Raw genomic sequence first — 19,271 nt, forward strand, 5'->3', positions numbered from 1 at the left:
AGTTTTTCGTGCGTCCCCATCGTCTAGAGGCCTAGGACATCACCCTTTCACGGTGGCGACCGGGGTTCGAATCCCCGTGGGGACGCCAGTTTCAGAACGGACCCTGCTCCCGGCAGGATCATCCGGAGTTTCATGGGGCCATAGCTCAGCTGGGAGAGCGCCTGCATGGCATGCAGGAGGTCAGCGGTTCGATCCCGCTTGGCTCCACCACTTCGACATCAGGCCGTCGAAGATCTACAACTTGAAGTTTTCGTGCGTCCCCATCGTCTAGAGGCCTAGGACATCACCCTTTCACGGTGGCGACCGGGGTTCGAATCCCCGTGGGGACGCCAATTCTTGAAGACCCTGGCCTCGGCCGGGGTTTTTCTTTGCCTGCCGTTCGGACTACGACACCCACGCATGGCGTGGATCTACCGGGGCACTCCGGATACTGCAGTAGATCCACGCCATGCGTGGATGAATGTCTCACCGCCCTTGGCGTCAAAACCGCCGGTATCCAGCTGGCCACGCAGTACGCCATCCTCGATGACCGTGAGCACCTGCGTTACACCTTCGAGGAGGCCAACTGGGCGTGCGGTGTGCGGTCACACCCGCGTAGTGGAATGACCGACGGCACGCAACAACGCCCGCGACAGATCCACCGACAGATAGGGCTTGACCAGCAGCACGCCGGCCCGCATTGATGCGGGCACCTGCTCGGCGGTCATGCCGGTGGCCAGCACGAAAGGAATTCCACGGGCAGCGAGCACAGCGGCTACGGGCTCGCTGGTCTCATTGCGGGCCAACCGGTAATCCAGCAGGGCCACGTCCGGCGAGGTGTCCTGCAGCAGACGCAATGCCTCGGCGACCGTCGCGACCAGACCGACGACCACGGCACCGGCCTGTACCAACTGCATCTGCAACAGGGCCGCGCTCATCTCGTCGTTTTCGACCACCAGCACCCGCAGGTCCTGCAACGCAGTCATGGGCCATCGCTCCTGCATGTGTCAAGCCGATCCAGTATAGCCGTCACGCCGCCATTACCGACAAAAAGAAGGGGTTTCGGCCCCGGCACAGGAGTGCCTCTATGAAGGACCGCCAGCCTCGGTTACACTACCCCGCTGCTGCCGGTGTGGCGGAATGGTATACGCAGCTGACTCAAAATCAGCCGGGGGTGACCCCATGAAGGTTCGAGTCCTTTCACCGGCACCATCGCGTCAGAGGCCAGGTCATCGACTTGGCCTTCTGCGTATTCCGAGGGTCATCTTCACGCGCTTCAGGGTACCACCCGCAGCATCGGTGCCGGCGGTATGCCCGCACTGCCCTGCCCCGCATCCACCCGGAACCCGGCCACGGTCTGCAGCAGCTGCGCGGACTGTTCTTCCATGCTGCGCGCCGCCGCCGAAGCTTCCTCCACCAGCGCCGCATTCTGCTGCGTACCCTGGTCGATCAGGTCCACGGCCTGGTTCATCTGCTGGATGTCGTCGCTCTGCTGCTGCGCCGCCGAGCTGATCTGCGCCATCAGTTCGCTCACCCGCCGTACGTCGCGCACGATCTCGTCCATGGTGCGCCCGGCGCTCTCCACCTGCGCGGTGCCGGCGCCGACATTGGCCACCGACTCATCGATCAACTGCTTGATCTCCTTGGCCGCGCTGGCCGAGCGCTGCGACAATTCGCGGATCTCGGTGGCGACCACCGCGAATCCTCGTCCATGCTCGCCGGCACGTGCCGCCTCCACCGCCGCATTGAGCGCCAGGATGTTGGTCTGGAAGGCGATGCCGTCGATCACCCCGATGATGTCGACGATGCGCCGCGAAGACGCGTTGATCACCGCCATGGTCGACACCACCTCGTGCACCACGCTGCCGCCGCGGGTAGCGACATCGGACGCGCCACCGGCCAGTTCACTGGCCTGGCGTGCGTGGGTGGCGGTGCGCTGCACGGCATCGGCCAGGCCCTTCATCGACACCGCCGTTTCTTCCAGTGAAGCGGCCTGCTGCTCGGTGCGCTGCGACAGATCGCTGTTACCCTGCGCGATCTCGCTGGCACCCACCGCAATGGTGTCCGCGGCGAACTTGATCTGACCCAGAATTCCGGCCATTGCCTGGACCAGCGCATTGACGCCCTGGCACAGCTCAGCGATCGGACCATGCTTGCCGGTCATGTCGACGAGGTGGGTCAGGTCGCCCTGCTTGGCTGCCGCAACCACCTCGCGTGTCTGCGCCACAGCGCGCTGCGTTGCCTGGTGCTCATGCACCTGGGCGGTGATGTCGGTGGCGTACTTGACCACCTTGAACGGCCGACCGTTCATGTCCAGGATCGGGTTGTACGATGCTTGGATCCACACCTCGCGCCCCCCCTTGCCCAAGCGCCGGTACTGAGCGGCGTCATACTCGCCCCGGCCAAGCTTCTCCCAGAACTGGCGATATTCAGCGCTTTCCCGATGACCCGGCTCGACGAACAGCGCATGATGCCGGCCCTGCACCTCTTCCAGCGTGTAACCGGTCACTGCCAGGAAGTTGGCATTGGCCGACAGGATGCGCCCGTCGAGACTGAACTCGATCACGGCCTGCGACTTGTCGATGGCAGCCAGCTGGCCGGCTGAATCTGCCGCCTGCAGTTTCTGCGCGGTGATGTCGGTTGCGAACTTCACCACCTTGTACGGCCGCCCCTGGTGGTCGAGCACCGGGTTGTAGGAAGCCTGGATCCAGAATTCACGCCCGCCCTTGCCAAAGCGCCGGTACCGGCCGGCGTCGAACTCGCCACGCGCCAGCCGGGCCCAGAAATCACGGTACTCCGGGCTGCGGGCATGCTCGGGATCGACAAACATGGCATGGCACTTCCCCTGGATTTCATCCAGCCGATAGCCCACCACCTGCAGGAAGTTGTCGTTGGCCTGCAGGATGGTGCCGTCGAGCGCGAACTCGATGACCGCCTGCACGCGATGCAGGGCGGCCACCTGTGCGGCCAGCTCATCCTGCCGGCGGTCCTGTGCTGACGCCTCGGCGGTGGTGCGCTGCGCGCCCAGAGCGCCCAGCAACAGGCGCCGCGGAGAGAAACGGGAATGCGATTCGACCGGTGTCTTCTCACCCGCCGTGAAGCCTGGCATCAGCATGATCTGGTCCTCGAAGTCCAATAAGGTGCAATCCGGCGGGCGAATACCCGGCGGGGCCATCAATTGCCTGGACTTGCAGACGCACGGGGCGGCGTCCTCGATCTCCTGCGCGTAAAGCTGGGCACTGCGAACTGCGTAACCATTCGTCGATACACACAGCGCAGGCCGTCCATCGGGGACAGCCGGGGGTCCTGCTACGGGAGGACAGGAGCCAGACCCAGTCAGGTTATCGGCCGGTTCATGGCCAGCTTTAGCACGCTCTGCCGAATCCCTTTCTTCGCCCAGCATCCCTGCCTGGCATCGACCTGGCAGGCAGGCCCCCGGGGGATCAGCGTTGCCGCCACATCAGCCAGCGCAGCACGGCAACCGCCAGCACCGCCGGCAGATAGCCCAGGCTGCCCACCCACACCAGCAGCGCCGCGGTCACCCAGTTCCCGCCTCCACCCAGGATCCATGGGGTGCTCTGCAGCACCTGCAGCGCCACCGGCAACAGCAGCCCCGGGGAAAACCGCAGCAGCTGCCAGCGCCAGCCCGCCGGGCCGATGAAACCAATGATCGCCCCCAGCAGCGCGGCGAGGATCACGATGGGAAGTGCAGCATCCATGGCAGTGCTCGATTCAACGATCAGTGACCATTGTGGACCACCGCGGCAGATGCAGCGATGCGTGTTACGCCGGAAGGGTTGCAATGACCTACGACGCATCCCATCGCAGGCGAGTGCATCCACCATGGTCGTATCTGGAAACCGACCATTACCGGGAAAGACCATGATGCAGCGTAGTGTGTGCGTTCTGTTGCTGGGCCTGTGCAGCAGCGTTGCCAGTGCGGCCGACGCGCCGTATCGCCCCGCCTTCCATCCCGACCAGCACAAGGGTCCGCCAGCGGGACGCGTGAACGAGGTACTGGTACTGGGCGGTCCACACCTTTCAGGCCTGCCTGGAACCTTCAAGCCCGAGCAACTGGAACCGTTGCTGGCCCGCCTGCAGGCCTGGAAGCCAACGGCGATCGCCGTAGAGAACGTGCCGGGGTTGCAGTGCGACTTCATGCGCCGCTACCCCAGCCGGTACGCCGACAGCACCGCCGACTACTGCGTCGATACCTCTGCGGCCATGGCGGCCACAGGTATGGACGTGCCCACCGCAAACGCAGAAATGGACCGCCTGCTTGCCGCGTGGCCGGGTAACCCGACCCCGGCGCAGCGCCGGCGTCTGGCAGCCGTGTGCCTGGCTGCAGGCGAACACGGCTCGGCGCTGGTGCAGTGGCTGCGCCTTCCGGTAGAGGAGCGCCGCGCTGCTGACAGCCTCAGCCCCGAACTGGTGCAGTTCCTCCAAGCGCGCAGGGTACGCAAGGACGAAGTGGCCCTGGTCGCCGCCGAACTGGCTGCCCGCCTGGGGCTGGAGCGGCTGTGGCCGGTGGATGACCACAGCGCCGACGCGCCCACACCGCAGGCACAACAGGACGCCGCCGCGAAGGCGATCGGCCGCGCGTGGGACAACCCGGCCGGAAAGATCCGCCATGCCACCTATGAGCGCCTGTACGCCAACGTCGACACGCCCGACGGATTGATGGCGATCTACCGCAACGACAACGATCCTGCGATGGTCAAGCTCGTGTATGACAATGACTTCGGCGCCGCATTCGTCGAACCGTCGGCAGAAGGCTTCGGCCGCAACTATCTGGGCTACTGGGAAACCCGCAACCTGCGCATGGTCGCCAACATCCGCGACGTGCTGGGCCAGCACCCGGGTACGCGGATGCTGGCCATTGTGGGTGCCTCGCACAAAGGCTACTACGAGGCGTATCTGGACCAGATGCATGATGTGCAACTGGTGGATGCGGAACCCATCCTGCGCTGACGCAGCGCCATGCGCAACCGATCTGGAGCCCTGTAGAGCCGAGCCATGCTCGGCTGATTTCCATCAGAATCATTCGAGCATGGCTCGACTCTGCAATTGCCGAGCAGTCGAGCAAGCCCGACGCTACAAAGCGGCCAGCCGAGCATGGCTCGGCTCTACAACCGCGTCAGTCGAGCAAGCTCGACGCTACCGGTTGCGCCACAGCGCAGCGCTGGCGACGACGATCCAGCCCAGCGTGGCCAACAGCACCACCGTCACGCCCCACTGCAGCACCGGCACCAGCGATTGCGCCAGCGGGTCGATGCGCAGCTGTTCCAGACGCAGCCCTCCGGCCAGTGCCAGCAACCAGCCGATGCAGGCCGGTGCATAGGCGCCGGCGATATGAGTGATCCAACAGCGCATGGCAACTTCCTGCTGAGATGGCGACGGGGCGATTGTTCCGCCCCGCCCTCTCACAGGCTGAGACCGCGTCCGACGCTACCGCGTCCAGCCACCCCCAAGGGCCGCCATCAGCGCCGCGCTGGCCTGCAGCTGGCGGCTCTGGATGTCCTGCAGGCCCAGCTGGGCCTGGCGCGCGTCGGTCTGCGCGCTCACCACATCCAGATAGCTCACCGCACCACCGGCATAGCGGTCGCGTGCGATCTGCTCGGCACGTCGCGCCGCCTGCACCGCGTCATCTTCGTGCCCACGCTGCGCCTCCAGCTGCCGCAGGAGGGTCAACTGGTCCTCCACCTGGCGGATCGCCGCCAGCACGGTGGCGCGGTACTGCGCGGACGCGGCATCGAACTCGGCATAGGCCTGCGCCTTGGCGGCCTTGCGGCGACCGCCATCGAACACCGGCAACGCGGCCAGCGGGCCGAGCGCCCAGTAGCGGTTGCCCACATCGAACACCGAAGCGCTGCCCGAGGTCTGCCCACCCAGCAGCCCGGTCAAGCTGAGCTGCGGGAACCAGGCGGCGCGGGCCACGCCAATGCCAGCATTGGCGGCGAACACCCGCCGCTCGGCAGCAGCGATATCCGGCCGCTGCCGCAGCAGGTTGCTGGGCAGGTCCGCAGGCACCAGCGGCAAGGTCGGCAGGGTGACGCCGGTCAGCGTAAACCCGCTGGCCGGCGCGCCCACCAGTTCGGCGATGGCATGCCGCAGCAGTGCATGTCGTGCATCCAGCGCATCCAGATCGGCCTGCGCACTGGCCAACTGGTGGCGGGCGCGCGCCACGTCCAGTTCCGAGGCGATCTCGCCGCGGAACCGGTCCTCGGTCAGCGCCAGCGCCTGCCGGTAGTCATCAATGCTGTCGCGCAGGATCACCTGCTGGGCCTCGGCGCCACGCAGCTGCAGGTACAGCCCGGCAAGCTGCTGCGACAGGCTCAGCCGCGCGGCGGCCAGGTCATCACCACTGGCATCGGCCCGCGCCGATGCGGCAGCCGCGGCATTGCGCAGCCGGCCCCACAGGTCCAGGTCGAACAACAGCGAGAAGGTCGCGCTGTTGCTGTCATAGATCGCAGGCTGGGTCGCGCTGCGCAGCGGCTTGTCGTCGGACTGGCGCTGGCGCGCCGGCCCGGCACTGAAACCCACCTGTGGCACACGCGTCGAAGCCACTTCGCCGGCTGCGGCACGCGCGGCATCATAGTGGGCCACGGCCAGCGCCAGGGTCGGGCTGGCCTCGGCCAGCTGCTGCTGCAGGCGGTCCAGCTGCGGGTCCTGGAAGGCCTGCCACCAGGCCGTCGGCAACGGCGCGGCCTCGGCGGGCGCGGCGCTGCCTTCATAACCGACCGGCATCGCCACGGCCGGCACCTGGTAGCTGGGCGCCAGCGAACAGCCGCCCAGCAGCAGCGCGCAAAGCACCAGCGCCAAGCGGCACTCACCCGCGCGCATGCGCAGGCTCCTGCTCACCGGCGACCACACGCACGTGGTCGCCTTCGCGCAGCGCGTCGGGCGGGTTCGGAATGACCCGGTCGCCTGCCTTCAGGCCGCGGTCCACGCGCAGCGTGCTGCCCAGGTCACTGGCGATGTGAATGTCGCGCAGGTGCACGATGTCCTTGGCATCGACCACCGCCACCTGGGTGCCTTTTGCCCGGAAGATCAGCACATCGGCCGGCACGCTCACTCCGTCGCCACCGCCCTGCTGCGGCAGGATCACTTCGGCATAGCTGCCCGGCAGCAGCGCGCCGTCGGCGTTGTCGACCACGAACTGCGCCAGCAGCGTGCCCGAACTGCGGTCGATCGCACTGGAATCGCCCTGCAGGGTGGCGGTGAAGTGACGGCCCGATTGCCCCGGCACCTGCAGAGTGGCCTGCAGGCCTGGCGTGATGCTGCCCGCGCTGGTCTGCGGCACCGGCACCATCAGGCGCAGGCGCCGGGTATCGGCGATGTTGAACAACTCGCGGCCACTGTCATCGGCCCGGATCAGTTGGCCCACGTCGGTCTGCCGCGAGGTGACCGTGCCATCGAAGGGCGCACGCAGCGTGCGGTAGCGGCCCAGCTCCTGCAGGCGCGCGTAGTCGGCCTGCGCTGCCTCCACGCTGGCCTGCGCGGCGACTGCATTGGCCTGCTTCTCATCGGCCTCCTGGCGCGATACCGAATGGCTGCCCAGCATGCCCTGCCAGCGCTCGGCACTGACCTTGGCCAGTGCGGCGTCGGCCTGAACCTGCAGCAGATGGGCGTGGGCCTGGGCGATCTGCTGGTCCAGTTCGGGGCTGTCGATCACCGCCAGCACCTGGCCGGCCTTGACCGACTGGCCGATGTCGGCGCTCCACGATTTCAGGTAGCCGCCGACGCGCGCATGGATGGGTGCCTCGGTCCAGGCGGTCAGGTGCGCGGGCAAGGTCATCGTGCCTGCCTCACCCTCCGCACCGGCGGTGACCACCTGCACGGCCGGCACCGCCTGGCGCTCGGTCCATTCGACCACGGCGTGTGCCTGTTGCGCGCGCAGGGCAAGGCCGGCGGCGACCACGACCACCGCGATGGCGGCACCCAGGATGAGGGGGCGGCGCAGCGAACGCTGCGGCAGCGGGGCATCAGACATGCAGGGGCTCTCCAGCGGGGGCGATGCGGGGCTTACGCGAATGGGCCAGGGCGAACACCACCGGCACGAACAACAAGGTGGCGCAGGTCGCCAGCAGCAGGCCACCGATGACCGCGCGACCCAGCGGCGCGTTCTGCTCGGTGGACAGGGCGGTCGGCAGCATGCCCAGGATCATCGCCAGCGCAGTCATGCAGACCGGGCGGAAGCGGGTAAACCCGGCTTCCAGTGCAGCCTTGGCGGCATCCCCATGCTCGGCCAGGCGCTCACGGCAGAAGCTGACCACCAGGATGGAATTGGCGGTGGCCACGCCCATGCACAGGATGGCGCCGGTCAATGCCGGTACCGACAGCGAGGTGTGGGTGAGGAACAGCATCCAGACCACGCCCGCAAGCCCGGCTGGCAGCGCGGTGATGATGACGAACGGGTCGGTCCAGGACTGGAAGTTGATGACGATCAGCAGGTAGATCAGCACGATCGCCGCCAGCAGGCCATAGCCCAGGCCATTGAAGGCCACATGCAGCGCATCGATCTGGCCGTGCAGGCCCACCTCGGTGCCGCGCGGACGCTGGCCTGCCATGCCGTCGATGACCCTCTGCACATCGGCAGCCACCGCACCCAGATCACGGCCCTGCACGCTGGCATACACATCCAGGGTGGGCTGCACGTTGTAGTGGGTCACCACCGCCGAACTGGAACCGCGCTGGATGTCGGCCAGGCCGCCCAGCACCTGCGGCACGCCACTGCTGCCGGTCACTGGCAAGGCGCTCAGGGCGGCCAGGCTGTCCATGCGGTACTGCGGGGTGGCCGCAACCACGCCATAGGAAATGCCGTTCTTCGGGCTCAGCCAGAAGGTGGGTGCCACCTGGCCACTGCCGGCCAGCGAGGCCACCATGCTGTTGGTGACGTCACGTTCGGTGATGCCCAGACCGTTGGCGCGCAGGCGGTCCACGTCCACCTTCAAGGTCGGGTAGCCATCCGGCTGCTGCAGGCGCAGATCGACCAGGCCTGGCACGTGGCGCAGGCGGCGGATCAGTTCCTGCGCGTAGGCGCGGTTGCCGGCGGCGTTCGGCCCGGCAATGCGCACGTCCATCGGCGCAGGCGAACCGAAATTGAGGATCTGGCTGCTGGTATCGGCCGGCAGGAAGGCGAAGCTGCTGCCCGGGAACGCGGCCGGAAGCACTTCGCGCAGGCGCCGCGCGTACTCGGCCGCATCACCGTGCCCGGGCTTCAGCGAAATCTGGATGTCGCCGTCCTGCGGACCGATGGTGCCGCTGGCGCTGTAGGCCATGTTGATGCCGGTCATCGGCAGGCCCAGGTTGTCGACGATGGCATCGATCTCCGCTGGCGGTACTTCCTGGCGGATGCGCGCCTCGATGCGGTCGAAGGCGGCCGCCGTTTCCTCGATGCGGGTGCCCAGCGGCAGGCGCACGTGCAGCGACAATGCACTGGCCTCGGTGGCCGGGAAGAAGTCCTGGCCCAGCGTTGGCAGCAGCGCGAAGGACACCAGCACGCAGGCCATGAAGCCCAGCATGAAGCGCCGACGGTTGGCCAGGGCCAGGCCGAGCAGCGCGTGGTAGCGGTCACGCGCGGCTGAGAAGCCGGCCTCGAAACGCTGCTGCCAGCGCACCAGCCTGGCCGCCACGCGCGCACGGCGGTGCTGCGGGTGGTCACCCTCGTGGTGGTTGAGAAAGGCATCCTCGGGGTGGTGGCCTGCCCCGCCCTCGACCCGATGCGGACGCAGCAGGTACAGCGCCATGGTCGGCACCAGCGTGCGCGACAGCACGAACGAACTGCCCATGGCGAACATCACCGCCAGCGCCATCGGCCGGAACAGATAACCAGCAATGCCGTCGAGCAGGAACATCGGTACGAACACGATGCAGATGCACAGCAGCGACACGAAGGCAGGGCCAACGATCTGCGCGGCGCCATCGAGGATCGCTTCACGCACGCCCTTGCCCTGTTCCAGGTGCCAGTTGACGTTTTCGATGGTCACCGTTGCATCGTCGACCAGGATGCCCACCGCCAGCGCCAGGCCGCCCAGGGTCATCACATTGAGCGTCTGCCCTGCGGCCGAGAGCAGCGCGATGGCCGACAGCACCGCCAGCGGAATCGACGCAGCGATGATCACCGTCGAACGCCAGCTGCCGAGGAACACCAGGATCATCACACTGGTCAGCAGCGCAGCGATGATGCCTTCGCGGGCGACGCTGCTGATGGATTCACGCACGAAGGTGGAGGCATCACCCAGCAGCGAGATCTTCAGCGACGGCGGCAGGGTTTCGCTGATCTGCGGCAGCATCGCGCGAATGCGGCTGACCAGGGTGAGCGTGGAGGCATCACCGTTCTTCAGCGCAGCCATCAGCACCGAATGGCCACCATTGACGCGCACGATGTTGGTCTGGGGCGGCGAGCCGTCACGCACGTGGGCGACCTGGCCGATGGTCACTACCGCGCCATTGACCGTGCGGATGGGCAGGTCATTGAGCGCCTCGATCTCGCTGGGGCTGTTGTTGAGCAGCACGGTGAACTCGTTGCTGCCCAGCTTGGCCGTACCTACCGGGGTGATCTGGTTCTGTGCGGCCAGCGCATTGCCCACGTCCTGCGCGGACAGCCCCTTGGCCGCCAGTGCCTGCGGGTCGAGGTCAAGGGTGATCTGCCGCTGCTTGCCGCCGTAGGGCGCGGGGATGGCCAGGCCGGGAATGGAGGTGAGCGGCGGGCGGACCGTGTTCAGCGCCAGGTCGCGGATCTGCGATTCGCCAAGCGTCGGGCTGGAGAACGCCATCTGCAGCACCGGCACGGTGGAAGCGCTGTAGTTGAGGATCAGCGGCGGGGTCATGCCGGCCGGCATCTGCTTGACGATGGTCTGCGAGATGGCGGTAATCTGCGCATTGGCGGTACGGATGTCCACGCCCGGCTGGAAGAACACCTTGACCACGCCCATACCGGCCAGCGACTGCGATTCGATGTGCTCGATGTCGTTGACGGTGGTGCTGAGCGCACGTTCATAGGGCGAGATCACCCGTCCGGCCATGGCATCTGGCGACAGGCCGGTGTACTGCCAAACCACGGCGATGACCGGGATGCCGATATCCGGAAACACATCGGTGGGCGTACGCAGGGCGCTGAGCGGGCCGACGATGCAGATGAAAATGGCCATCACCACGAAGGTGTAAGGCTTGTTGAGCGCGGTCCTGACCAAGCCGAGCATGCAGCTCTCCAGCAGTGCGGATGCCCACCGCGGGCAGCGCAGACCGCCAAGTATCAGCGCTGGCGTTTAAAACAAAGCTGTGCCGCGGATGAAACATGTTTCATGAACGGGGTGGGTGTCGGCAGGGCTGCGCCCTGCACTCGCAGAAGCTTCCAAGCCGGAGCAACGTCAGAAGCCAGAGCTGCATTCCGTGGGATGGCGGGGCACTGTGGGTGTGCGGGGACGCCGTAAACCCGTCCATGGGGGCTTGGTCGCCGCATTCATGCGGCTCACACCCCGCAAACCCACAGTGCCCCGCCTTCGACAGTTTCCCGGCGGCTGTTGGTGGGTGCCGACCGTTGGTCGGCACATTTGCTGGATATCGAATGAATTCATCCACGCATGGCGTGGCTCTACTGGGACGCGCGGCTGTTGGTAGGTGTCGACCTTGGTCGACACATCTGTCAGATATCGAATGAATTCATCCTTGCCGACCAACGGTCGGCACCCACCAAAGCAGAGCGCCGTTCTGAAAGATCGCGGAGAACTGTCGAAGGCGGGGTGGGTCCGGTTGAGGGGGTGTGAGCGGCATGGATGCCGCGACCAAGCCCCCATGGACGGGTTTACGGCGTCCCCCTCAACCGGACCCACCCTGCCATCCCACGGATAGCCAGCTTTTGAAGTTGACGTTGCATTGAGCAGTGCAGGGCTGCAAGCCCTGCCCCCCCCTACAGCACCTGCGGCCGGCACAGCAGACTGAAACCGGCACCGCCCAGCCGCGACCCGCCCACCGCCAGCCGAAACCCATGCAGGCCGGCAATGGCTGCCACGATCGACAGCCCCAGTCCGAATCCGCCCCCCTGGCTGGCATCGGCCCGATGGAAGCGCTGGAACACCAGGCAGCGCTCCGCCTCGGGAACGCCGGGGCCGGAATCCTCCACCACGATGCAGGTCGCACCGTCCTGCACCCGCGCCGCCAGCCGTACCCGGCCACCTTCCGGCGCAAAGCGGATCGCGTTGTCCAGCAGGTTGCCGATCGCCTCGAACAACAGGCCGCGATCCCCGACCACGCCCGGCAGCCCGCCCGCCAGTTCCAGCTCCAGCCACTGGCCCTTCTCCTCGGCCAAGGGCGCGTAGAAGGCGTGGATCTCCTGCAGCAGCGCGGCCGGCGCCAGCGCCACGAAGCCGGAGCGACGCTGATGGTTTTCCAGCTCGGATATGCGCAGCAGCGCGCGGAACCGCGCCATCAGCGTATCGGTTTCGTCCAGTACCTGTTCCAGCGCAAGCGCCTGCGGGTCGCCCTCGCCTGCCTGCTGGCGCATGCGGTACAACTGCGCGCGCAGCCGGGTCAGCGGCGTGCGCAGGTCGTGGGCGATGTTGTCGCATACTCCCTTGACCTCGGTCATCAACTGCTCGATGCGGTCGAGCATCGCGTTGACGATCGATGCCAGCATGTCCAGCTCGTCGCGTCGGTTGGACAACGGCAGCCGCTGGCCGAGGTTGCCGGCCACGATCTGCGCACTCGCCCGCTCGATGGCCTGGATGCGGCGCAGCGGGCGCCGTCGCAGCAGATGCCAGCCGAGCAGGCCCGGCACCAGGGTCAGCGAGACGCCCCACAGCAGCGCGTCGAGAATCAGGTGATTCACCTCGTTCAACGGCCCGCTGTAGCGCACCAGTACCAGGATGCGGCCATCGCGCGTCGGCATCGCCAGGCCGAAGCCACGCTTGCCCTGTGCGTTGGCATCGGTGATCGGCAGGCCCGACACCGGGTGCGCGCTGCCATCAAGCGGCAGCTGCTTCGGCAGCGTTTTCATCATCCCGCCAAGCGACTGCCCCTGGGGCGTGAACAAGCCGTACGCATCAATGCCATGCAGGTCGTAACGGCGGTTCTCGCGCAGCGCTTCGGTCAGCGCATCACCGCTGAAATGTTCGAAGAGGTGGGCACGCTGCAGCACCGCCGACTGCGCCAGCTCGTCCAGGTACAGCGATACGCGCCAGTACAGCACGCCCAGCAGCACGCACGACCACGCCACGAACAGCAGGCTGTACAGGCCCAGCAGACGGCTGCTGGACGAACGCCAGCCGTCAGACAGGTTCGCTGAGGACATAGCCGCTGCCGCGTACGGTACGGATCAGCGACGGCAGGTCGGCCTGGTCGAGCTTGCGCCGCAGCCGGCCGATATGCACGTCGATCAGGTTGGTGCCGGGATCGAAGTGGTAGCCCCACACTTCCTCGAACAGCATCATCCGGGTCAGCACCTGCCCGGCATTGCGCATCAGGTACTCCAGCAGCTTGAACTCGGTCGGCAGCAGGCTCAGGCTGCGCCCACCGCGATGGGCAGTGCGTGCCAGCAGATCCAGCTGCAGGTCACCCACCCGCAGGACGATGTCGGTGCCGGCCGGCTGCTGGCGGCGGCGCAGCAGCACCTCCACCCGAGCGGCCATCTCATCGGAAGCAAACGGCTTGGTCAGGTAGTCATCACCGCCTGCACGCAGGCCGCGCACCCGCTCGTCCACGTCCGACAGTGCGCTGAGCATCAGCACCGGGGTCTGCACGCCTATCCGGCGCAGGGTAGTGACGATGGCCAGACCATCCAGGCCGGGCAGCATGCGGTCAAGGGTGATGGCGTCGTAGTCGCCACTGGCAGCGTGGACAAGCCCTTCACGGCCATCGGCCACCCAGTCCACCTGCAGGCCATGGTTGCCCAGCTCCGCCACGATTTCCTGGGCGGTGATGGCGTCGTCCTCGATGGTCAATACACGCGACATGGGCACCGCTGAAGTCCAGACTTGCCCATGCTCGCCAAATCGGCCGGTGCGGGCAAATGAAACATGCTTCATGCTGGAGCCCGGTACGCAGCGGTTCAGCCCGGCTCGTTGTCCTCGGCAGGCAGCTCAGCCAGTTCGCCCTGCACCTGCACATTGTTGCGGCCCATGGCTTTGGCCCGGTAACACTGGGCGTCGGCGGCCGCCACCGCCTCGTCCACGGTCATGCCCGCTTCCAGCGGCGCGATGCCGATGCTGGCGCCGATCCGCAGCCGCGCCGTGTCCCAGGGGATGGACAACGCTGCCAGCGTCTGCAGCAGTTCACTGCCGATCCGTGCCGCCCTTCGCGGCCCGCAGCCCGGCAGGATGACCGCGAATTCATCGCCGCCCAGCCGCGCCACGATGTCCGAATCGCGCACGCCATGGCGCAGCACGCTGGCCGCCGCCCACAGCACCGCATCACCGGCCAGGTGGCCCCATGTATCGTTGACCAGCTTGAAGCGGTCCAGATCGATGAACATCAGCGAGGCGGCCTGGCCGGTGCGTTCGACGCGGGTGATCGCCTGCTGCAGGTGCGCCTCGAACCCCCGGCGGTTGCTCAGCTCGGTGAGCGGGTCGATCTCGGCCAGGTGGCGTGCCTCACGCTGGCGCGCACGCTGCTGGGTGTCGTCGCGCAGCACCCACACCGCTCCGCGTACCTGGTCATGATCATCGCGCAGCCAGGCGCGCGTAAGATCCACCGGAACCGTGGCCCCCCCCATGCGCATCAGCAGGTCGGCATGCAGATCCACCGCGTTGCTGTCCGGGTCCAGCAACACACCCACGTCCAGCACCGAACCGGGCGCGTATTCGGTGGTCAGCGACAGCACGTCCTGCACGTTGTGGCCGGCCAGGGTCAGCGCGCCATCGCCGGCCAGCATGCGCACGGCGGCCGCATTGGCGTATTCGATGCGCCCTTGCAGGGTGACACTCAACACCAGGTCGGCCACCGCATCCAGGGTAATGCGGCTGCGCTGCTCGCTCTCGTACAGCCGTTGTTCGCTGCTGCGCTGGGCGGTCACGTCCTGGATCTGGGACACGAAATGCAGTGGCTCGCCGCGCTCGTTGCGCACCAGCGATACCGACAGGCGTGCCCAGATGACGTTGCCGTCACGGCCCAGATAGCGCTTTTCCAGATAGTAATGGACACGCCGGCCTGCCAGCAGGTCCTGTACCAGTTCCAGGTCGGCCTGCAGGTCGGCTGGATGGGTCAGCCGCTGGAAATCGACCTGCAGCAGTTCCTCGCGCGGATAGCCCAGGATGCGGCACAGCGCATCGTTGACGTCCAGCCAGCGCCCTTCCAGCGAGACCAGGGCCATGCCCAGCGCCGCCGAGGTGAACGCCCCGGCAAACTTCTCCGCCGCCAGCCGCGCGTCCGCGCGTGCCTGCTGCATTTCGGTGAGGTCGATGGCCATGCCCACGTAGCCGATGCGCTGGCCGTCGGCACCGTCCATGCGGCTGATCGACAGCCGCACCTGGCGACGCTGGCCATCCTTGCGCAGGAAGGTCCACTGCCGCGAGAACGTGCGGCCCTGCGCCTGGGCGGTGAGCGCCTGGAAGACGCTGGGCACCTGCCCATCTGTACCGACCAACGGCGCCAGGTACGCGGCCATCTCGTCAGGGTCGTGGAAGAGGCCCGGATTGGCACAGCCCACCACGTCGCCTGCGGCATAGCCCAGAAGACGCTCGGCACCGGTGTTGAACAGCGTGATCGTTCCGGCAGGGTCAGTGGCGATCACCGCCACCTCATCGGACGCGTCGACCACGGCCTGCAGGCGTTGCCGCATGTCCGCCGCGTCCTGCCGCGCCTGCTGCAAATCGGTGACGTCGTCGTGGGCGCCGGCCATCCACAGCGGGCGACCCTGCCCATCCCATTCGAATACGCGCCCGCGGTCGTGGATCCAGATCCAGCGGCCATCCTTGTGACGCATGCGCAGCAGGCATGCGTAATGATCGCTCTGCCCCTGGAAATGCACGTCCAGTGCGGCGTCGGAACGGACCAGGTCCTCGGGATGGACCAGCCGGATGAACGTTTCCTGGCACACCGGCTCCAGTTCATCCAGGCGGTAGCCGACGATCTCCGCCCAGCGCGCATTGACGCGCATCTGGCCGGTCTGCACGTTCCACTCCCAGGTGCCTACGGCCGTGCCGTCGATGATCATCGCCAGCCGGCGGCGGTCTTCGGCCAACTCCAGCACGCGACGCTCGAGCAGGATGGACGCGTTGTTGCCCGTACCGCCCATCAGCCCCCCATCCCGTGCGCGTGCGCCGGCCGCAGCACGAAGCTGCAACCTTCATGGATGCTGGCGGGAACGATTGGCGCCATGGCCCTCCCCCGGCGACGACGGGACAGCCCGATGGCCGACCCTTGGCCGCAAGTGTGCGCATTGCCGGGGAGACTCGACAAGTCCCCCCACCCAGGCCAGCGCCTGGATGGGCGCAGACCTCAGCTGCGCTTGGCGCGGGCGAAGGCCTCAGCCAGGGCGTTGCTGGCCGGTGCCGCCGACTGCGGCGGACGGCCCCCAGGGCCCTGCGAGCGTCCCTGGCCCCGGTTCTGGCCACCGGCATCGCGCCGTGGCCCCTGGCCCTGGCCGCGCTCCCCGCGTTGGCCCGGGCGGCTGGTGGCCTGGCCCGGAGTATCGTCCAGGCGCCGGGTCAGCGCGATGCGCTTGCGCGCCACGTCCACTTCCAGCACCTTCACCTTGACGATGTCGCCGGCCTTGACCACGTCACGCGGGTCCTTGACGAAGGTATCGGACAGCGCCGAGATGTGGATGAGTCCGTCCTGGTGCACGCCAATGTCGACAAAAGCACCGAAGGCGGCCACGTTGCTGACCACGCCTTCCAGCACCATGCCCTCGCGCAGGTCCTTGATGTCTTCGACGCCTTCGGCGAAACGGGCGGCCTTGAACTCCGGACGCGGATCGCGGCCCGGCTTTTCCAGTTCCTTCAGGATGTCGCGCACGGTCGGCACGCCGAAGGTGTCATCGGTGAACTGCTCGGCCTTCAGGCCCCGCAGGAAACTGCCGTCGCCGATCAGCGCCTTGATCGGACGCGCCGTGCTGGCAACGATGCGTTCGACCACCGGATAGGCTTCCGGGTGCACGGCCGAGGCATCCAGCGGCTGCTCGCCATCAGCGATGCGCAGGAAGCCGGCGCATTGCTCGAAGGTCTTCTCGCCCAGGCGCGCCACCTTCAGCAGGTCCTTGCGACGCTTGAACGGGCCGTTGTCATCACGGTGGCGCACGATGTTCTCGGCGACCGTGGACGACAGGCCGGACACGCGCGACAGCAGCGCCGCCGACGCTGTATTGACGTACACGCCAACGGCGTTCACGCAGTCCTCCACGCGCGCGTCCAGTGCACGCGCGAGGCGGTACTGGTCCACGTCATGCTGGTACTGGCCCACGCCGATGGCCTTCGGTTCGATCTTCACCAGCTCGGCCAGCGGGTCCTGCAGGCGGCGGGCAATCGACACTGCGCCACGCAGCGACACGTCCAGACCGGGGAATTCCTTCGCTGCCAATTCAGACGCCGAATACACCGACGCACCGGCTTCGCTGACGACGACCTTCTGCAGCTTCGGGTTGCCGGCGATCTTGATCGCCTCACCGGCCAGCTTGTCGGTCTCACGGCTGGCGGTGCCATTGCCGATCGCAATCAGTTCCACGTTGTGTTTCGCGCACAGTTGCCTGATCGTCTGCAGCGACTGATCCCACTGCCGGCGCGGCTCATGCGGATAGATGGTGTCGGTCGCGACCAGCTTGCCGGTGGCATCGACCACGGCGATCTTGCAGCCGGTGCGGATGCCCGGGTCCAGGCCGAGCACGGTCTTCGGGCCGGCGGGTGCCGCCAACAGCAGGTCCTTCAGGTTGTCACCGAACACCGCGATGGCTTCGGCTTCGGCCTTTTCGCGGGCCTGGTTGAACAGGTCCAGCAGCAGATGGGTGTGCAGCTTGGCGCGCCAGGTCAGGCGGCAGGCGTCCAGCAACCAGCGGTCGGCGGCACGCCCCTGGTCGGCGATGCCGGCCTTGCGCGCCACGCGCCCCTCGGCGTACTGGTGGCCAGCCTCGGCATCGCTGCCCGGGTCCAGCTCCAGCAACAGGATCTCCTCGCGGCGCGCACGGAACAGCGCCAGCAGCCGGTGCGAGGGAATCTTCGCCAACGCTTCTGCGTGCTCGAAATAGTCGCGGTACTTTGCGCCTTCGGTTTCCTTGCCCTCGGCGACGCGGGCACGGATCACCCCGGTCTCGCCCAGCCAGGTACGCAGTTCACCGACCAGCGCGGCATCTTCGCCCCAGCGCTCCATCAGGATCGCGCGCGCGCCCTCCAGCGCGGCCTTGGTATCGGCCACACCCTTGCCGGTGTCGACGAACGTGGCGGCAAACACCTGCGGGTCCTGCGTCGGGTCGGCCAGCAGGCCGTCGGCCAACGGCTCAAGGCCCGCTTCCCGGGCGATCTGCGCGCGGGTGCGACGCTTGGGCTTGTACGGCAGGTACAGATCTTCCAGGCGGCTCTTGGTATCGGCGGCGAGGATGTCGTTGCGCAGTTCGTCGCTCAGCTTGCCCTGCTCGCCGATGCTGGCCAGCACCGCGGCGCGGCGGTCTTCCAGCTCGCGCAGGTAGGTCAGGCGCACTTCCAGGTTGCGCAGCTGGGTGTCGTCCAGGCCACCGGTGACTTCCTTGCGGTAGCGGGCGATGAACGGAACGCTGGCGCCCTCGTCGAGCAGGCCGACGGCGGCACGTACCTGGGCGGACTGGGCACCGATCTCGTCGGCGATGGTCTGGGCGATCTGCTGGACGAGCGCGCTCTGGGTGTTCTTGGCGTCGTGCATTGCTTCAGGTCTGGGCCGCATCACGGGAAGGGCCCATTTTTGCAACCTATGACCGAGCCGGACAAGGCGTTGACAGTGGGCGGGATTCAGCCTCCGACGGCCGGACTGGACGCCGGCATCCTGGCGAAGGGGGCTGGGATGCCGGCGTGGGCGCGCGATGGTGGGCGCGCCCTGCCGCGTGCTACGGGGTCAACGGTAGTGGCGTGCGGCGCGCTGCAGGACGATATCGTCACGCAGGCTGTCCAGGGCCATCAGCCGGACCTTGCCGACACCCTGCAGTTCCATGAACCGCTCGGTGTAGAACTCCGGCCCCAGCGCGGTGTCGGCGCGGGATCTGCTGAAGCCGTAGGGCACCACGCCCTTCTCGCCATCCTTGCTACCACCGACATAAAGAACGATTGCCATGTGATGTCTATGGCGGACGATGCCGCCGACGCCGAAGGTGCCCCAGTCGCCCTTCCATCCATAAC

General features: G+C 67.1%; 13 protein-coding genes and 4 tRNA genes. 5 read left to right on the forward strand and 12 right to left on the reverse strand.

The features are described from left to right. Positions 1 to 12 precede the first annotated feature (12 nt). From ACQKDV_RS06060 to ACQKDV_RS06070, 3 genes are all read left to right on the forward strand, one after another. Positions 13 to 88 (forward strand) — tRNA-Glu (locus ACQKDV_RS06060). 46 nt (positions 89 to 134) lie between these two features. Then, positions 135 to 210 (forward strand) — tRNA-Ala (locus ACQKDV_RS06065). A gap of 46 nt (positions 211 to 256) precedes the next feature. Beyond that, positions 257 to 332, forward strand: a tRNA-Glu gene (locus tag ACQKDV_RS06070). A gap of 252 nt (positions 333 to 584) precedes the next feature. Here ACQKDV_RS06070 and ACQKDV_RS06075 read toward each other — a convergent pair. Further along, positions 585 to 965, reverse strand: coding sequence for a response regulator (locus ACQKDV_RS06075; protein ID WP_427782872.1), 381 nt, complete (start codon positions 963 to 965; stop codon positions 585 to 587). Between the two features lie 140 nt (positions 966 to 1,105). On the opposite strand from ACQKDV_RS06075, the gene ACQKDV_RS06080 reads away from it, so the two are divergent. Then, positions 1,106 to 1,191, forward strand: a tRNA-Leu gene (locus ACQKDV_RS06080). Positions 1,192 to 1,255: 64 nt separating this feature from the next. Here ACQKDV_RS06080 and ACQKDV_RS06085 read toward each other — a convergent pair. After that, entirely contained in the window at positions 1,256 to 3,094 is a 1,839-nt protein-coding gene (locus ACQKDV_RS06085; RefSeq protein ID WP_427782873.1) for a methyl-accepting chemotaxis protein, read from the reverse strand. A gap of 328 nt (positions 3,095 to 3,422) precedes the next feature. Beyond that, positions 3,423 to 3,698: a hypothetical protein gene (locus ACQKDV_RS06090; protein ID WP_427782874.1), complete on the reverse strand. Its 276-nt coding sequence runs from the start codon at positions 3,696 to 3,698 to the stop codon at positions 3,423 to 3,425. Positions 3,699 to 3,861: 163 nt separating this feature from the next. On the opposite strand from ACQKDV_RS06090, the gene ACQKDV_RS06095 reads away from it, so the two are divergent. Next, positions 3,862 to 4,950, forward strand: coding sequence for a DUF5694 domain-containing protein (locus tag ACQKDV_RS06095; RefSeq protein ID WP_427782875.1), 1,089 nt, complete (start codon positions 3,862 to 3,864; stop codon positions 4,948 to 4,950). A 186-nt stretch (positions 4,951 to 5,136) separates the two neighbouring features. On the opposite strand, the gene ACQKDV_RS06100 is transcribed toward ACQKDV_RS06095, so the two are convergent. The 9 genes from ACQKDV_RS06100 to ACQKDV_RS06140 all read right to left on the reverse strand — a co-directional run bounded on the left by ACQKDV_RS06100 (position 5,137) and on the right by ACQKDV_RS06140 (position 19,206). Next, positions 5,137 to 5,352 (reverse strand): hypothetical protein, encoded by a 216-nt coding sequence (locus ACQKDV_RS06100; RefSeq protein ID WP_427782876.1) that lies wholly within the window; start codon positions 5,350 to 5,352, stop codon positions 5,137 to 5,139. 75 nt (positions 5,353 to 5,427) lie between these two features. Continuing rightward, the gene (locus ACQKDV_RS06105; protein ID WP_427782877.1) at positions 5,428 to 6,822 is read right to left on the reverse strand and encodes an efflux transporter outer membrane subunit; all 1,395 of its coding nucleotides are present in this window, start codon (positions 6,820 to 6,822) and stop codon (positions 5,428 to 5,430) included. Further along, a complete protein-coding gene (locus tag ACQKDV_RS06110) occupies positions 6,809 to 7,972 on the reverse strand; it encodes an efflux RND transporter periplasmic adaptor subunit (RefSeq protein WP_427782878.1) in 1,164 nt (387 codons plus the stop codon). The genes ACQKDV_RS06105 and ACQKDV_RS06110 overlap by 14 nt, the downstream gene beginning before the upstream one ends. Further along, complete coding sequence (locus tag ACQKDV_RS06115) at positions 7,965 to 11,183, reverse strand: efflux RND transporter permease subunit (RefSeq protein ID WP_427782879.1); 3,219 nt, start codon at positions 11,181 to 11,183, stop codon at positions 7,965 to 7,967. The genes ACQKDV_RS06110 and ACQKDV_RS06115 overlap by 8 nt, the downstream gene beginning before the upstream one ends. 707 nt (positions 11,184 to 11,890) lie before the next feature. Continuing rightward, complete coding sequence (locus ACQKDV_RS06120) at positions 11,891 to 13,270, reverse strand: sensor histidine kinase (protein WP_427782880.1); 1,380 nt, start codon at positions 13,268 to 13,270, stop codon at positions 11,891 to 11,893. Next, positions 13,248 to 13,931 (reverse strand): response regulator transcription factor, encoded by a 684-nt coding sequence (locus tag ACQKDV_RS06125; protein WP_427782881.1) that lies wholly within the window; start codon positions 13,929 to 13,931, stop codon positions 13,248 to 13,250. Before ACQKDV_RS06125 ends, ACQKDV_RS06120 begins: the two co-directional genes overlap by 23 nt. A 95-nt stretch (positions 13,932 to 14,026) precedes the next feature. Further along, positions 14,027 to 16,210, reverse strand: a complete 2,184-nt coding sequence (locus tag ACQKDV_RS06130) for a PAS domain S-box protein (RefSeq protein ID WP_427782882.1) — start codon at positions 16,208 to 16,210, stop codon at positions 14,027 to 14,029. Positions 16,211 to 16,413: 203 nt separating this feature from the next. Further along, positions 16,414 to 18,801: a Tex family protein gene (locus ACQKDV_RS06135; protein ID WP_427782883.1), complete on the reverse strand. Its 2,388-nt coding sequence runs from the start codon at positions 18,799 to 18,801 to the stop codon at positions 16,414 to 16,416. 189 nt (positions 18,802 to 18,990) lie between these two features. Next, positions 18,991 to 19,206 carry a hypothetical protein gene (locus tag ACQKDV_RS06140; RefSeq protein WP_324804824.1) on the reverse strand — a complete coding sequence of 72 codons (216 nt, stop codon included), beginning with the start codon at positions 19,204 to 19,206 and terminating at the stop codon, positions 18,991 to 18,993. Positions 19,207 to 19,271 lie beyond the last annotated feature (65 nt).

The sequence above is a fragment of the Stenotrophomonas sp. NPDC077659 genome (genome assembly GCF_050268705.1).
Taxonomy (GTDB): domain Bacteria; phylum Pseudomonadota; class Gammaproteobacteria; order Xanthomonadales; family Xanthomonadaceae; genus Stenotrophomonas.

Coding starts and splice junctions, on each gene's coding strand:
- ACQKDV_RS06075 (WP_427782872.1), bottom strand. CDS start 965: ATGACTGCGTTGCAGGACCTGCGGGTGCTGGTGGTCGAAAACGACGAG.
- ACQKDV_RS06085 (WP_427782873.1), bottom strand. CDS start 3,094: ATGCTGATGCCAGGCTTCACGGCGGGTGAGAAGACACCGGTCGAATCG.
- ACQKDV_RS06090 (WP_427782874.1), bottom strand. CDS start 3,698: ATGGATGCTGCACTTCCCATCGTGATCCTCGCCGCGCTGCTGGGGGCG.
- ACQKDV_RS06095 (WP_427782875.1), top strand. CDS start 3,862: ATGATGCAGCGTAGTGTGTGCGTTCTGTTGCTGGGCCTGTGCAGCAGC.
- ACQKDV_RS06100 (WP_427782876.1), bottom strand. CDS start 5,352: ATGCGCTGTTGGATCACTCATATCGCCGGCGCCTATGCACCGGCCTGC.
- ACQKDV_RS06105 (WP_427782877.1), bottom strand. CDS start 6,822: ATGCGCGCGGGTGAGTGCCGCTTGGCGCTGGTGCTTTGCGCGCTGCTG.
- ACQKDV_RS06110 (WP_427782878.1), bottom strand. CDS start 7,972: ATGTCTGATGCCCCGCTGCCGCAGCGTTCGCTGCGCCGCCCCCTCATC.
- ACQKDV_RS06115 (WP_427782879.1), bottom strand. CDS start 11,183: ATGCTCGGCTTGGTCAGGACCGCGCTCAACAAGCCTTACACCTTCGTG.
- ACQKDV_RS06120 (WP_427782880.1), bottom strand. CDS start 13,270: ATGTCCTCAGCGAACCTGTCTGACGGCTGGCGTTCGTCCAGCAGCCGT.
- ACQKDV_RS06125 (WP_427782881.1), bottom strand. CDS start 13,931: ATGTCGCGTGTATTGACCATCGAGGACGACGCCATCACCGCCCAGGAA.
- ACQKDV_RS06130 (WP_427782882.1), bottom strand. CDS start 16,210: ATGGGCGGTACGGGCAACAACGCGTCCATCCTGCTCGAGCGTCGCGTG.
- ACQKDV_RS06135 (WP_427782883.1), bottom strand. CDS start 18,801: ATGCACGACGCCAAGAACACCCAGAGCGCGCTCGTCCAGCAGATCGCC.
- ACQKDV_RS06140 (WP_324804824.1), bottom strand. CDS start 19,206: ATGGCAATCGTTCTTTATGTCGGTGGTAGCAAGGATGGCGAGAAGGGC.